At 61.0% G+C, this 13,317-nt stretch carries 10 protein-coding genes; 3 read left to right on the plus strand and 7 right to left on the minus strand.

Translation table 11 applies throughout. The annotated features are described in order from the left end of the window. Positions 1–6: 6 nt before the first annotated feature. The 3 genes from AF71_RS06990 to AF71_RS07000 are packed head-to-tail and all read right to left on the minus strand — an operon-like array spanning position 7 to position 3,739. Positions 7–1,569 carry a sugar ABC transporter ATP-binding protein gene (locus tag AF71_RS06990; protein WP_169680534.1) on the minus strand — a complete coding sequence of 521 codons (1,563 nt, stop codon included), beginning with the start codon at positions 1,567–1,569 and terminating at the stop codon, positions 7–9. After that, the gene (locus tag AF71_RS06995) at positions 1,566–2,969 is read right to left on the minus strand and encodes a carbohydrate kinase (RefSeq protein ID WP_169680536.1); all 1,404 of its coding nucleotides are present in this window, start codon (positions 2,967–2,969) and stop codon (positions 1,566–1,568) included. Before AF71_RS06995 ends, AF71_RS06990 begins: the two co-directional genes overlap by 4 nt. Continuing rightward, a complete protein-coding gene (locus AF71_RS07000) occupies positions 2,966–3,739 on the minus strand; it encodes a DeoR/GlpR family DNA-binding transcription regulator (protein WP_018856003.1) in 774 nt (257 codons plus the stop codon). Before AF71_RS07000 ends, AF71_RS06995 begins: the two co-directional genes overlap by 4 nt. 174 nt (positions 3,740–3,913) lie before the next feature. Here AF71_RS07000 and AF71_RS07005 point away from each other — a divergent pair, with 174 nt between their 5' ends. Genes AF71_RS07005 through AF71_RS07015 form a run of 3 tightly spaced genes read left to right on the plus strand, consistent with a single transcriptional unit; the run spans position 3,914 to position 7,124 of the window. Further along, entirely contained in the window at positions 3,914–4,981 is a 1,068-nt protein-coding gene (locus tag AF71_RS07005; RefSeq protein ID WP_169680538.1) for a class II aldolase/adducin family protein, read from the plus strand. Then, positions 4,978–6,261, plus strand: coding sequence for an FGGY-family carbohydrate kinase (locus tag AF71_RS07010; protein ID WP_169680540.1), 1,284 nt, complete (start codon positions 4,978–4,980; stop codon positions 6,259–6,261). The genes AF71_RS07005 and AF71_RS07010 overlap by 4 nt, the downstream gene beginning before the upstream one ends. Beyond that, entirely contained in the window at positions 6,258–7,124 is an 867-nt protein-coding gene (locus tag AF71_RS07015) for a TIGR01459 family HAD-type hydrolase (RefSeq protein WP_169680542.1), read from the plus strand. The genes AF71_RS07010 and AF71_RS07015 overlap by 4 nt, the downstream gene beginning before the upstream one ends. A 214-nt stretch (positions 7,125–7,338) precedes the next feature. Here the strand turns inward: AF71_RS07015 and AF71_RS07020 are convergent, their stop codons facing one another. From AF71_RS07020 to AF71_RS07035, 4 genes are all read right to left on the minus strand, one after another. Beyond that, the gene (locus tag AF71_RS07020; protein WP_246733596.1) at positions 7,339–8,937 is read right to left on the minus strand and encodes a GMC family oxidoreductase; all 1,599 of its coding nucleotides are present in this window, start codon (positions 8,935–8,937) and stop codon (positions 7,339–7,341) included. 53 nt (positions 8,938–8,990) lie between these two features. Then, positions 8,991–10,520, minus strand: coding sequence for an FGGY-family carbohydrate kinase (locus AF71_RS07025; protein ID WP_169680544.1), 1,530 nt, complete (start codon positions 10,518–10,520; stop codon positions 8,991–8,993). Between the two features lie 206 nt (positions 10,521–10,726). Further along, on the minus strand, positions 10,727–11,569 hold the full coding sequence (locus AF71_RS07030; protein WP_169680546.1) for a class I fructose-bisphosphate aldolase: 843 nt from the start codon (positions 11,567–11,569) through the stop codon (positions 10,727–10,729). Further along, positions 11,542–13,305, minus strand: a complete 1,764-nt coding sequence (locus tag AF71_RS07035) for a glycerol-3-phosphate dehydrogenase/oxidase (protein ID WP_169680547.1) — start codon at positions 13,303–13,305, stop codon at positions 11,542–11,544. Before AF71_RS07035 ends, AF71_RS07030 begins: the two co-directional genes overlap by 28 nt. Positions 13,306–13,317 lie beyond the last annotated feature (12 nt).

Here is a 13,317-nt window from a genome sequence, read left to right on the forward strand (position 1 = left end):
TCTCTCTTATGTCGCGCTCATTGTGTCTCGACCGACCGGACCGGTCGAAAGGGCCATGATGGTCTCCTGCTCGATCGGTCGGTCCGGCGATGCGACGACCTCGCCGGCGATGTGTCCCTCGCGCATCACCAACACGCGGTCGGCGATACCAATCACCTCGGGCAGATCGCTTGAGATCACGATGATGGCGATGCCGCTTTCGGCAAGCTCGTCGATGATCCGATAGATTTCCGACTTCGCACCGACGTCGACGCCGCGCGTCGGCTCATCAAGGATGACGACCCGCGGCTTGGTCTCCAGAAGGCGCGCCAGCAACACCTTCTGCTGGTTGCCGCCCGACAGGGCCCCGGCATTGATGGACGTGCTCTTCGTTCGGATCGACAGGGACGAAACGGCGTCATCGGCGCGCTTCTTCGCCTTGCCGAAATCGAGGAACCCGCCTGGTCGCGCATCCCTGGCGATCACACCGACATTGATGTTCTCGTTGATCGTCATGTCGAGGAACAGGCCAAGTGCCTTGCGATCCTCGGTGAGGTAGGCAATCCCGGCATTAAGCGCATCGTGGGGGCCGCGCAGCGAAAGCTCCTGACCGTTCAAGGTTACGACGCCGGTGGCCTTGTGGTCCGCACCGAAGATCAGTCGCGCAAGCTCCGTGCGGCCTGAACCGACAAGGCCTGCGATGGCCAGCACCTCTCCGGAACAGGCATCGAAAGAGCAATCGTGCACGCGCCGCCCGTCTCCCACATTCTTGACGGCAAGCACGACCTGGCGATCGTGCTCGGCAGCGCGGTGCTCCTTTTTATAGAACGACGACAGGTCGCGGCCGACCATCATGGAGACGAGCCGCTCGGCCGACAGTTCGCTGCGCTTCAGCGTTCCAACATAGGCACTGTCGCGAAGCACGCTGACGCGGTCTGCAAGCGCGTAGATTTCTTCCATGCGATGGCTGATGTAGATGATCGCAATTCCATGTGCCTTGAGGCTGGCGATCACCTCGAAAAGCTTTTCGGTTTCCCGGCTCGTCAGCGATGTCGTCGGTTCGTCCATGACGATGATGCGCGCGTCCGTGGTAAGAGCGCGGGCAATTTCGACCATTTGACGCTCGCCCAAGGAAAGGGACGACACAAGCTGATTGGGAGAAAAGCCGATGCCGAGGCGCTTCAGAATGGGCTCGGCGCGCTTCCTGATATCCGCGCGGTCGACGAACCCCAGACGTGACGGCTCTTCCCCGAGAAACATGTTCTGGGCGACAGTCAGATTGGGAGCGAGCGACAGTTCTTGATAGATCACCGCAATGCCGTTGGCTCTTGCGTTGATCGGGTCGCCGGTGACCGCCGCCCGCCCGCTGACCAGAATCGTACCGCCGGGATCCGCGAGGTAAGCACCGGAGAGAACCTTCATCAGCGTCGACTTGCCGGCGCCGTTCTCACCCATCAACGCATGAATTTCACCGGGATACACGGTCAAGGAGACTTTCGTCAGTGCGCGCGTATTGCCGAAGGTCTTGCTGATGTTCTGCATTTCGAGAACGGGAGCAATGGCCGGGGACGATGCTACAACTGGGTTCATCGGATCCCCTCGCTCAGCATGGCCGGCTGCGACACGTCACGCCTCAGCTCTATCGCACGCCTCCATTCCCGCCTGTAGTCGCCAAGGCCGGCGATCTCGACAGCACGGATACGCTCACACTGATTTTTGAAGGGCCGGACATTGGACTGGCGAAATACGAGCGCAGCCGCCCCGAAGGCGCTGCCCTCGGGATTTGCACTGGTAAAGACGGTCTGATCCCGCAAGGCCGCAAGCAATGGTGCATAGAGGTCGGCCTTGACCAAGCCGCCATCGATCACAATGTCGTTTTGCGAACGGATAAGGTCGAGTGACAGATCCGTCATCAGGATCACGTAGAGCAACGCCACGGCCGCCCGCTCCTCGCCGTCAACGGCTGGTCCGAGGAAATGACCTTCTGAACCCGGAAACGGCCCACCGGCGGCGAAAGATGGCAGGGCGAAGCTGCCCTTGGCGATGACCGCTTCTACCGCTTCGATACTGATCGGCTTTGTCCAGCCTTGGCTTGCCACGTCGTATTCGCGACCACCCATGAACCGGATCGTTGCGGCAGGTGCATGGTCTACCGTGACATTGGCGAGCATGTCGCGCTCACGATCGAGGGCATTCAAAGGGCACGCCTGATTGAAGATAATCACCCAGGTGCCAGTCGAGATCAGCGTGAAATCGTCAAAGCCGACGGACCTGTAGTAGAACAGTGCGGAATTGCTGTCATGGACACCATTGTGGACCATAACCTCCACAGTTTCGCCTGCTGCCGTGACGGGGTATGTCCCAAGTGAGGAACCTGCCGACACAAGATCAGGCATTTTCGCGCGCCAACCCTCTTGGTCGACGAGGCTGCTGAAGTCATCGGCCAACGGTGCCCAGAGATGGGAATGGCAAGCGAGATAGGACACTTCGGAGGCGGCGCTGCCGGAGAATTTCCATGACCAGAACTGAGGGTAGGCAAGGATCGCATCGGTAGCGTCGAGCGTGCTCGGATCCCTGTCCTGAAGCCACAGAATGTGGCGGCCGTAGTTCAACCCGAGCGGCAGACGGGGTGAGTAGGTTTCAGAAAACGGTGGAATGAGCGGATCAATCCTGGCTGCGACCGATGCCGGAGGCTCCTGTTCGTAATCAAGTATCGGATGGCAAAGTTCGCCTTTTCCGATCAGCGCGAACGTGCAGCCATGCGCGGAAAACGTCACATGGCGAACGCCATGCGCTTCGACGGCCTGGCTGAGCTCGTCCTGCATCCAGGAAAAAAGAGCTTCGTCATCGAGGACACGAATGTCGCCGTGCTCGCGCCACACCGGCTTGGCGCGTCGCTCCGCTACGACATCGCCCTTGCCGTCGATGACGAACAGCTTCGAATTGGTCTTTCCGAGGTCAAAGACCGCAACTGGACAATGCTCTGTCAAATGACGCCTCCGACATCTGCGATGAGGATCGTCACACCGGCATTCTCAAGCATCTTGGCGTTTGCGTCGGACAAACCGTCGTCGGTCACGATCGTTCCGACGCGCGACAGCGTCAAAGCCAGGTTACGTGGCTGAATGGAAAACTTTCGGCTGTCTGCCAACAGCACCACTTCATCAGCGCAGGTGCTGAGCTCGCCGATCGCCTTGACGAGCAGCGGGTGTGACTCCAAAAGCCCCTGTGAATCGATGCCTTGCGTGCCAACGAAGAACCGCGAAGCGAAGTAATCGGGCGCACCCGAGGCCGGATCATGAATGATCCCCGGCTCGCGATAGAGTTCGCCGCCTGAAAGGCTGAGATGGCAGCTGCCGTGTTCGCCGAGATAGGCAGCAAGCGGCATCGAATTGGTATAGATGCGCAAGTTGCGGCGAGCCAGAAGCACGCCCAGCTGAAAGCAGGTAGAACCGGCATGAACGATAATGGAGTCACCGTCCCGCACCAGCGAGGCGGCCTTTTGCGCTATCGCGCGTTTGGCCTCGACCGCAATATCGCGATTCTCGTCGTATGGTCGGGCCGCAAGCCGGCCGCCGACCTCGAAAGCCGAGATCCCTCCGTAGACCTTCTTGGCTCGCCCTGTTTCGTGCAACTTGTCGATATCGCGTCTGATGGTCGCCGGGGAAACGCCGAGGCGGACTTGCAGGTCGCGAACCGAAGCGAACGGTGTTTCGCGAAGAAGGTCGGTGATGAGTTTATGCCGGCTGGCATCGTTCACTGTGTTTCCTCCCGGCCGCTCCCTGCCGATGATTAAAGATAATCACAACGAAACCTCATCCGCAAGCCAATGTGACGCAAAAACTTCATCATTGACGATATTCAATCGCTTACATACGATCGATGAAAAATTCGCTCATTATTGTGAGTGAACATCTCAAACGCGGAGGTCTTGATGGCGGTAGGTAGCTCGGAGGGCGAGTTCAACCGGTTTCTGGCGCTGTCGAAGCAGATCGGAACCGACATCCTCAAAACTCAGGGAGCAGGCGGGAATACCTCGCTTAAGGATGGCGATACCATGTGGGTCAAAGCATCCGGCACCTGGCTCGCTCAGGCCGGGGATCGCGATATCATGGTGCCGGTCCGTGTCGCGCCGCTCGTCCAAGCTCTTCGCAAAGGCGACCAACGCGCCGAAAAGGCCACCGATTTCGTTATTGCGTCACTGAATACAAGCGGCCTGCGACCATCCATTGAGACGAGCTTTCACGCGGCCTTGCCCCAGGCAGTCGTCGCGCATTACCACTGCGTCAACTCGATCGCGCTCTCGGTTCTGAACGATCGCGATCGGCTGCTGAAAGCAAGGCTGGACGTGACCGGGTTGAATTGGGTGACGGTTCCCTACAGGCGCCCCGGCACGCCGCTTGCCCGCGAGGTCGACTTGGCGGCCGCAACGCGTCCCGACGTTTTAGTCCTGTACAATCACGGCATCATCATTACCGGGGCCACCATTGACGAGGTTGCGCGCCGCATCGAGCAGGTCTCCGCTGCACTGGAAATGCCTGAACGGCAAGTTCCCTCCCCGTCCATCGAGACACTCGAGCGGCTGAGCCGGGATAGCAGGTACTCTCCAGCAAACGACACCGAGACCCATCAGCTAGCGCTCTCACAGGAAAGCGTCCGGCTGGCGACAGCCGGTTCGATGTATCCGGATCACGTGATTTTCCTCGGCGTGAAGATCGGCCTCCTGGACGCAGACCAATCCGTGACCGCTTACCTCGAAAGCTTGGCACTGACAGGAGAAGGCCCGCCGAAAATGATCATCGTGCCTGGCTCCGGCGTACTCTTGTCGAACGAGTTGACGACTGGCGGCCAGGCGATGGCTCGATGTCTTGCAGAAGTCGTAGCACGCATCCCCGACGATTCCGATGTCAACTATCTTTCCGAAGCGGACGAATACGAGCTGACAAACTGGGAGGCTGAGCAGTACAGGCAGGCGCTTGACCGCGGAGCCGTGACCTCGTGACAAGCTCGCCCAATCCATTGCCCGCAACTGTCATAGGAATCGACATCGGCACGTCCGGCGTACGCGCGGCCGCAATTTCCGACAACGGTGAGGTTGTTGCTCTCGCCAGCACTCCGTTTTTCACCGCTGAGGAAGGCCGCACCCCTTCCATATGGTGGGAAAGAACGTCAACCGCGCTCACGCAACTTGCCGCAAAAACAAGCCTCGCATCCGTCGGAGCAATCGGTATCGACGGAACTTCCGGAACCGTCCTTGCGCTCGATCGCATGGGCGAACCGGTGGGCGCGCCGTTGATGTACAATGATAACTGCCCCGATGGCGATATTGTCGAACAGATATCCCGGCATGCGCCGGCCGATAGCCCCGCGAAAGGAGCGAGCTCGGCTCTTGCGCGAGCAATCTTTCTTGCCCGTCAGCCAGGTGTATCCAAGGTCGTTCATCAGGCCGACTGGCTGTTGCTGAAGCTCGGTCTTCAGGAAGCAGCAACAGACGAAAACAATGCCTTGAAGACCGGTTACGACCTGCAACGGGAAAAATGGCCGGACTGGATTGAGATGGCCGGCCTTGATCGCGAGCTGCTTCCCAAGGTCTACCGTGCCGGTGCTGCGCTCTCGCGCGTCAAAGGTTTCGCTGCCAAGCTTGGCATTGCAGAGACTTGCCGCTTTCACGCCGGCACGACCGACGGCTGCGCCTCGTTTCTGGCGACCGGCGCCTCGCAGATCGGCGATGGCGTTACCGCGCTCGGCTCGACCCTCGTCCTCAAGCTCGCTTCCGAACGGCCGATCAACGCACCGCAATATGGCATCTACTCGCACAGGGTACTCGATTTCTGGCTCCCCGGCGGCGCCTCCAACACGGGTGGTGCCGTCATCAAATCACTGTTCGGAGATGACCGGCTCGCCGAGTTGACGGCTCGCCTTGATCTCTCGCGACCCACGGGTTTGAACTTCTATCCGTTACTTAAACGCGGGGAACGCTTCCCCTTCAGCGATCCGGATTATGCCCCTCGCCTGGAGCCTCGCCCGGAGGATGACGCAATTTTCTTCCAGGCAGTGCTTGAAGGAATCTCGGAAATTGAACGGTTGGGATATGACAGGCTGGCGGAGCTTGGTGCCGCGCAGCTGAAATCGATCCGAACCGTTGGCGGCGGCTCGAAGAATCCGACGTGGACACGCATGCGGCAAGCCGCGCTTGGTATCGCTTTTAAGCCTTCGAAGTCGACGGAGGCTGCAATCGGCACCGCAGCGCTCATTCTTCAATGGCAAAGGAAGAACCAGTGAGCTCTGTTCCCGAGACATCGCTCGCAAACCTGATCAATCAATACGACTATTTCCTGATCGATCAGTTTGGCGTGCTGCGTGATGACGAGGGCGCCTATGAAGGCGCCGCTGCAGCGTTGCAGAGGCTGAAAGAGAATGGCAAGCGGGTGATCGTGCTTTCCAACTCCGGGCGAAGCGGCGACTATAATGCCGAACGCTTCGTTCGCCTCGGCTTCGAGCGTGGCCTGTTTGAGCGGTTCGTGACGTCGGGCGACGTCGCCTTTGATATTCTGTCCCGTTCTGAGGACATTCGGCGCGGGATGCGAGCTTTCACAATTTCCAGCGGCGATGACCAAAACCTCGCGGACCGTCTTCATCTGACGACTGTGCCTCGATCGAATGATGCCGATCTCGTTATCATCTCGGGCAGCGAGGCGGAACGCATAACGCTCGATGTATACCGGCGCATGCTGGAACCCGCAGCGGCCAATCACACGCCTTGCATCTGCACAAATCCTGACATTCACAAGCTGGCGGGCGGCAAGAACGCACCTGGCGCGGGAGCAATCGCGAGGATCTATGAGGAACTCGGCGGCAAGGTCCAGTGGATCGGCAAGCCGTATCATCAAATTTACAGCCACGCCATGTCAGTATGGGGGAGTCCCGATCGAGCAAAGGTCGTCTGCATCGGCGACAGTATCGAGCACGATATCAAAGGCGCAGCCAATATCGGACTCGCATCGGTACTTGTCCGCACCGGAATACTGGCGAGCAAGTCCGACAAGGAATTATTCGCGCTCATGAAAAGCTGCGAGGCGGTTCCAACCTATCTCATGCACGAATTTGCCCCGGCAGGAAGGTGCCGTCAGCCAGGCGGCCGCTGACAGCCGCGAATGACGTCAGCTGTTTGACGAAATCGGCCTTACACAGACTGCCGACACAATGCTCCAAATCATCGTGAACTGTGTCGATTTCGAAGATTTCTGGTATCAGAAGGTGTACGGGCAAGGCACTTTCGAGAGCTCTTATTGATGCATGCCGAGGCGAGGCGTGATCGTCAGGCGGCGAGATAATCGGATCAAAGAAAACATCGTCCAGCTATTGCATCCTCAGCGCCATCTCCGCTGCTTTTTCCGCGATCATGATCACCGGGGAGTTCGTATTGCCGGACACGATCGTCGGCATGATCGAGGCATCAACAACGCGCAGCTTCTCAAGCCCATGCACGCGCAACTTGGCATCCACCACCGCCATTGGATCGCTTCCCATCCTGCAGGTGCCGACAGGATGAAAGATCGTGGTGGCGATATCACCTGCACGCCGGATCAACTCGTCATCGCTCTGATATTCCCGGCCCGGCAGCATCTCCTGCGGTCGAAAACGGGAGATAGCCGTCGTTTCCATCAAGCTGCGCGCATGGCGAATTGAACTTGCCGCGAGCAGCCTGTCGCCCGTGGTCGAAAGATAATTAGGACGAATTTCAGGGGCGACCGAGGCATCACGTGTCGTAATATGCACGGTGCCGCGACTTTCCGGCCGGAGGTTGCAGACGGAGACAGTCACGGCAGGATAACGATGCAGCGGCTCGCCGAGCCGGTCGGTGCTGAGAGGCTGGACGTGATATTCGAGATCGGCGGTAGCGACGGACGGATCGCTCTTGGCGAAGATCCCGAGCTGGCTTGGCGCCATCGAGAGCGGACCGGAACGGCTGATCGCATATTGCAAGGCCATGCCGGCTCGGGTGAACAGGTTGTGGTAAAGTTGGTTCAGCGTGCGCGCACCCTCGATCCTGAAGACGGTTCGGATCTGCAGATGGTCTTGCAGGTTTTCGCCGACACCCTGGAGCTCATGATGCACGGGAATGCCGAGGCTCGACAACACATCCGGCCGCCCGACGCCCGAAAGCTCCAGAATTTTTGGAGAGTTGATCGAACCCGCAGATAGAATGACCTCGCGCGACGCGCGGGCGACGCAGGAGCGGCCATTGAGGCGAAAGCGCACGCCGGATACAGCTTTGCCGTCAAATTCCAGCCACTCGGTTTCCGCGCCTGTCAGCACGCGCAAGTTTACCCGCTTCATCGCCGGGCGCAGGAAGGCTTTCGTCGTGTTCCAGCGCAGGCCGCCCTTCTGATTGACCTCGAAATAGCCGGACCCTTCATTGTCCCCGCCGTTGAAATCTCCGGTCTTGCGAATGCCGAGTTCCTCGGCCGCATCGCGAAAGGCATCGAGGATCGGCCAGGACAGCCGCTGTCGTTCGACGCGCCACTCGCCCCCCGCTCCGTGCAAGGCCGATTTGCCGCGATAATTGTCCTCCGATTTCAGGAACCAGGGCAGCACGTCATCCCAGCCCCAACCGGCATTGCCTGCCTGCCGCCAGCCGTCATAATCCGCCGCCTGCCCGCGCATGTAGATCATGCCGTTGATCGAGGAGCAGCCGCCGAGCACCTTTCCGCGCGGATAGTTGAGCGCCCGGCCGTTGAGGCCGGCCTCGGCCGCCGTCTTCATCATCCAGTCGGTGCGCGGATTGCCCATGCAATAGAGGTAACCGATTGGCACATGCACCCAGTGATACCGATCCGAGCCGCCGGCCTCGATCAGCAGCACCCGGTTTCTCGGGTCAGCCGAGAGCCGGTTTGCCAGCACGCAGCCGGCCGACCCCGCACCGACGACGATGAAATCGTAAACGCCTTCATCCATTGGCGCTTCATTCAGGGGCGCTTGTTTCAGGGGCGCTTCATTCATGGGCATGGTCACGCTGCAACTCCTGTTGCGAGGCTTTGGGCCTCCGAAAGCCGCCGCCACAGCGGCGTCATCGCCTCGTTAATATCCGTGTAAAGCCTGTAACGGGTGGCGTAGTGGGCCGACAGCACAGCATTGGGCTGATAGTGCCGATCGGTCCGCACCATGGCGGTGGCGCCTTCGGTGAAATCGGCAAACAGCCCGACACCCGTGCCGGCCGCAATCGCAGCCCCGAGCGCCCCTGTCTCCCGCGACACGGCAACAGTGACGGGAACACCCAATACATCCGCAAATATCTGCGGCCAGAGCCTGCTGCGCGAGCCACCGCCAGAGAGCACCGCCTCCTCGAAGTTCGCACCCGCCTTGCGGATGGTCTCGATATGTTGGCGATGACCGAAGGCGACACCTTCGAGAAGTGCCCGGATCAGATGTCCCTTGGTGTGCCAGCCAGCCATGCCATAGAAACCGGCCCGCGCATGGCCGTTCTGCTGGGCGCCATAGAGAAAGGGGTGATAGAGCGGATCATCCGCAGCCGGCGCGACCGCAGCCGCGAGCGCGCAAGCCGCATCGAAGGGCGAGACGCCTTCTGGATGCTCGTCCTCGAAGAATTCCCGAACCAGCCATTCAAGATTGGCGGCGGACGTGGCGCTGTTTTCCATCGCCATGTAGCGGCTGCGGTCGAAGGTGGAGGACATGAAAACCGGGCCATCAAGGTCGGGACCATCGATGATCACCTGATTGATGCTCCAGGTGCCGGCGATGATCGAGGCGCTGCCGGTGCGCGACACGCCCGAGCCGAGCGCCGAGGCAACGACATCGAACAGCCCGCCGACGACCGGTGTGCCGGCCGCAAGCCCGGTCTCAGTCGCGACCTCTTGCGTCACATAACCGGCGATATCGGCGCTTTCGATCAGCGGCGGCAGCATGTGCATGCTCTCGGCAAGGCCGTAAGCGGCCATCAGCGCCTTGTCGTAGCGACGCGCGGCGAGATCGAGCAGGCCGGCGCCGGACATATCGGAGACCTCGCTGACGCGGCTGCCGGTCAGCCGGTTGACGACGAAATCCTTGGAGAAGAAAACCGTACCAATACGCTGGAAGAGGTCGGGACGATGGCGTTTCAGCCAGGCAAGCAGCGTCGGCGTCTGGGATGGCCAGGGGCGCTGGCGGGCGATCGGTGCGGTGCGGTCGCCGACCCCTTCAGCCGCCCATTCCTCGACAAGTCCTGTTGCACGCGTGTCGAGGGACTGGATTGCGATCAGCGGCTGGCCATCGCGATCAAGGGCATAGAGGCCGTTGCCATGGCCGGCGCAGCCGATGGCGGCAATTTCGGAGGCAGCAATGTTTGCCTTGTCGAGGCACGTGCGGATCACTCGTTTGGCATTGGCCCAGAGTTCGCCGAGATCGCGCTCGACATGGCCGGGGCACGGCATGCGGCTATGGCCCTCCTCCGCGGCATGCGCCAGCTCCCGGCCTTCGAGATCGAAGATCACCGCCTTGATGACGGTGTTTCCGGCATCGAGCCCCAACAGATATTTTGCCATTGCGAACCCCTCCCAAGGTTCTGTCAGTCTTGCGTGGTTTTAGCCGAAAGCCTAGCGCAGATCCCCAATTCTCCCCATCTGGGAGAAGGCGGCCCGAAGGGCCGGATGAAGGGCTCGCTGCATGCTCAGGATTTGCCGCAGCACGCCCTCATCGCCTCGCATACGCTCGGCACTTCTCGCGCTGGGATCAAGGGAACCACAAGTCCTCACCCCCGCTGATAAACTGCAAACGCCTCTTCGCCGCTTGCATCCTCGTGGATGATCGCCATCAGACCGCGCACGACGGCGCTTGGATTGGCGTGCTGATAGATGTTGCGCCCGTAGACCATGCCCATCGCACCCTGCCGCATCAAGGCCGCGGACTTCGCGAAGACCGCGGACAGATCCTCCTTGCCGCCGCCGCGGACCAGAACCGGGCAACGCGCCGCCTCGATGACGCGATGAAAATCCTCCGGGTTGGTCGTGGGATCGGCCTTGACGATATCGGCGCCCATTTCGCGGGCAAGCCGCGTCAGCGTCACGATCTTGTCGGCATCGCCATCGACCATGTAACCGCCGCGCTCCGTCACAGGCTGCATCACCAGCGGCTCGATCATCAGCGGCATGCCGTATTTCTCGCAATCGGCACGCACGCGCGAAATATTCTGGACGCACTGGCGGAAGAGATCGGGCTCGTCCGGCAGCATGAACAGATTGACGACGACGCAGGCCGCATCCATCTGCAGCGCGCCGATCAGCGGCTCGGCCTCGTTTTGCAACACGGCCCACATATCGCGATGGCGGATGCGGTTGTAGGGGTTGCCCATGTCGAGACGCATGACGAGCGATGGTTTGTCCTTGCCGGGCAGGTCCTGCAGCAGGTCGGCCTGGCCGTAATTCATCTGGATCGCGTCGGGCCTCGCGTCGACCAGCGCCTTCACGACGGCCGGCATGTTCGCCAGGCCGTCAAGGAAGGACGGCTCGTTACAGACGCCATGATCGATCGCCACATCGAGGCAACGGCCGTTGCCGAACAGCCGGTTCATCCGGACCTTGCTGACGTCTCGCATTGTTCACTCCTTTGTTCGTTCCTTGCGGAAAGGGTTTGCTCCGAAACACCGTGACGGTCGTTCAGGAGGGTCAGAAAACGGGTGCGCTCCTCGGTCGCGCGCTGCGGCGGCCAGCCTTTTTCGGCGGCGAGAATGGCGAGGGTGGCATCGGCCATGTCGAGCGAAAGTTCGCCGGTGATGGCGAGCGTCGTGCGGCGCAAAAGAAGATCGTCCAGATGCTCCACCGCTTCCGAGCGGATGAGATGGATGAGCTCGCGGGCGCTGTAGCCGGCATGCGGCAGGGCGTGATCGGGAGGCAGGGCATGATCCGCTGCGACGAGGAAGCGGGCGATTTCGGCCGCGTCGGTACCATAGCGCGTGAAGAGGGTGGCGATGCGATCCTCCTTAAGGCCGGTCGCGCCGGAAAGCTGCCGAAGCCAGTCGCTGCGATCCTTGGGAAAGCTGCGCCCGCCGCCGAAGGTGCGATCGGCGGTATCGATGCGGCGCTTGCGGCCGAGCCGGTCGAGCGCCATGTCGGCGGCGAGTTCGCCGAAGGACCGGAAGGTGGTCCACTTGCCGCCGATCATGCAGAGCACCGGCGGGCCGAGATCGCGGCCCTCGACGACCGTGCAGAAATGATCGCGCGGGATGCGGCCGGTGAAGCTGTCGTTGCTGGCCGGCAGCGGCCGAACGCCCGCGAACTGGAAGACGATCTCTTCCGGGCGGATGACGATGCCCGGCAGCACGAAGGCCAGCGATTGCAGAATGTAATCGCGCTCGTCGGCCTCGCAGCGCACCGTGCCGGGATCATCGACGCGGATATCGGTGGAGCCGACCAGCACCTTGCCGAGATAGGGAAAGAGGATGCAGATGCGACCATCCTCGTTCTCGTAATAGATCATGTGGCCATCGAGCAGGTCGCGCAGACCCGGATGATCGATGATCAGGTGCGAGCCCTTGGTGCCGCCCATCAACGGCGCGGGACGGGCATCCTCGGGGAAGAGCGAGCCATTGGCGATGTCGATCCAGCCGCCGGTGGCGTTGACGATCAGCGCGGGCCTGATCGGCAGCGATTGTCCGGAGATGGCATCGTGCAGGAGAAAGTGGCCGGCGGGGGCGTGTTCGAGCGTCGCATAGTTGAGGGCCTGCGCGTTCGGACCAGCCGAAATCCCGTCGAGCAGAAGCTCGATGCCGATGCGTTCCGGGTGGCTTACCCAGGCATCGTAATAGGTCGCGGCGCTGCGGATTGCCGGGTTGAGCGCCGGCCATTTGGCAAGCGTGCCGCGGCGGCCGCGAAACTGGTGTTTCGGCATCAAGGCCCGTTTGCGGGTCAGGAAATCATAGATGGCAAGGCCCGTCTTGATGGCGATGGCACCGCGGCGGCTCGGGCGGCGGGTGAGGCCGAGAAACCGCACGATGCCGTTGCCGAGGCCGGAGAAAATGTCGAAGATCGGTACTGTGGTCGGCAGCGGTGCGACGTAATGCGGCGCGTTGCGCAACAGCCGGTCGCGCTCGACCAGCGATTCCCGCACGAGGTCGAACTCGCCGTTTTCGAGATAACGCAGGCCGCCATGCACCATGCGCGACAGCGCGGCACTCGCGCCGGAGCAATAGTCGCCCTTCTCGACCAGCAGCACGTTCACGCCCTGCAGCGCCAGCTCGCGGAAGACGCTGAGCCCATTGATGCCGCCGCCGAGGACGCACACATCCACCTTCGGGCTTTTGCGAAACCCGTTCCATGTCTCTTCACGGTTCATGATGACAGCCTG

This window comes from Rhizobium sp. 57MFTsu3.2 (assembly GCF_012932765.1).
GTDB lineage: Bacteria > Pseudomonadota > Alphaproteobacteria > Rhizobiales > Rhizobiaceae > Rhizobium > Rhizobium altiplani.

Coding starts and splice junctions, on each gene's coding strand:
- AF71_RS06990 (WP_169680534.1), bottom strand. CDS start 1,569: ATGAACCCAGTTGTAGCATCGTCCCCGGCCATTGCTCCCGTTCTCGAA.
- AF71_RS07005 (WP_169680538.1), top strand. CDS start 3,914: ATGGCGGTAGGTAGCTCGGAGGGCGAGTTCAACCGGTTTCTGGCGCTG.
- AF71_RS07020 (WP_246733596.1), bottom strand. CDS start 8,937: ATGGATGAAGGCGTTTACGATTTCATCGTCGTCGGTGCGGGGTCGGCC.
- AF71_RS07025 (WP_169680544.1), bottom strand. CDS start 10,520: ATGGCAAAATATCTGTTGGGGCTCGATGCCGGAAACACCGTCATCAAG.
- AF71_RS07030 (WP_169680546.1), bottom strand. CDS start 11,569: ATGCGAGACGTCAGCAAGGTCCGGATGAACCGGCTGTTCGGCAACGGC.
- AF71_RS07035 (WP_169680547.1), bottom strand. CDS start 13,305: ATGAACCGTGAAGAGACATGGAACGGGTTTCGCAAAAGCCCGAAGGTG.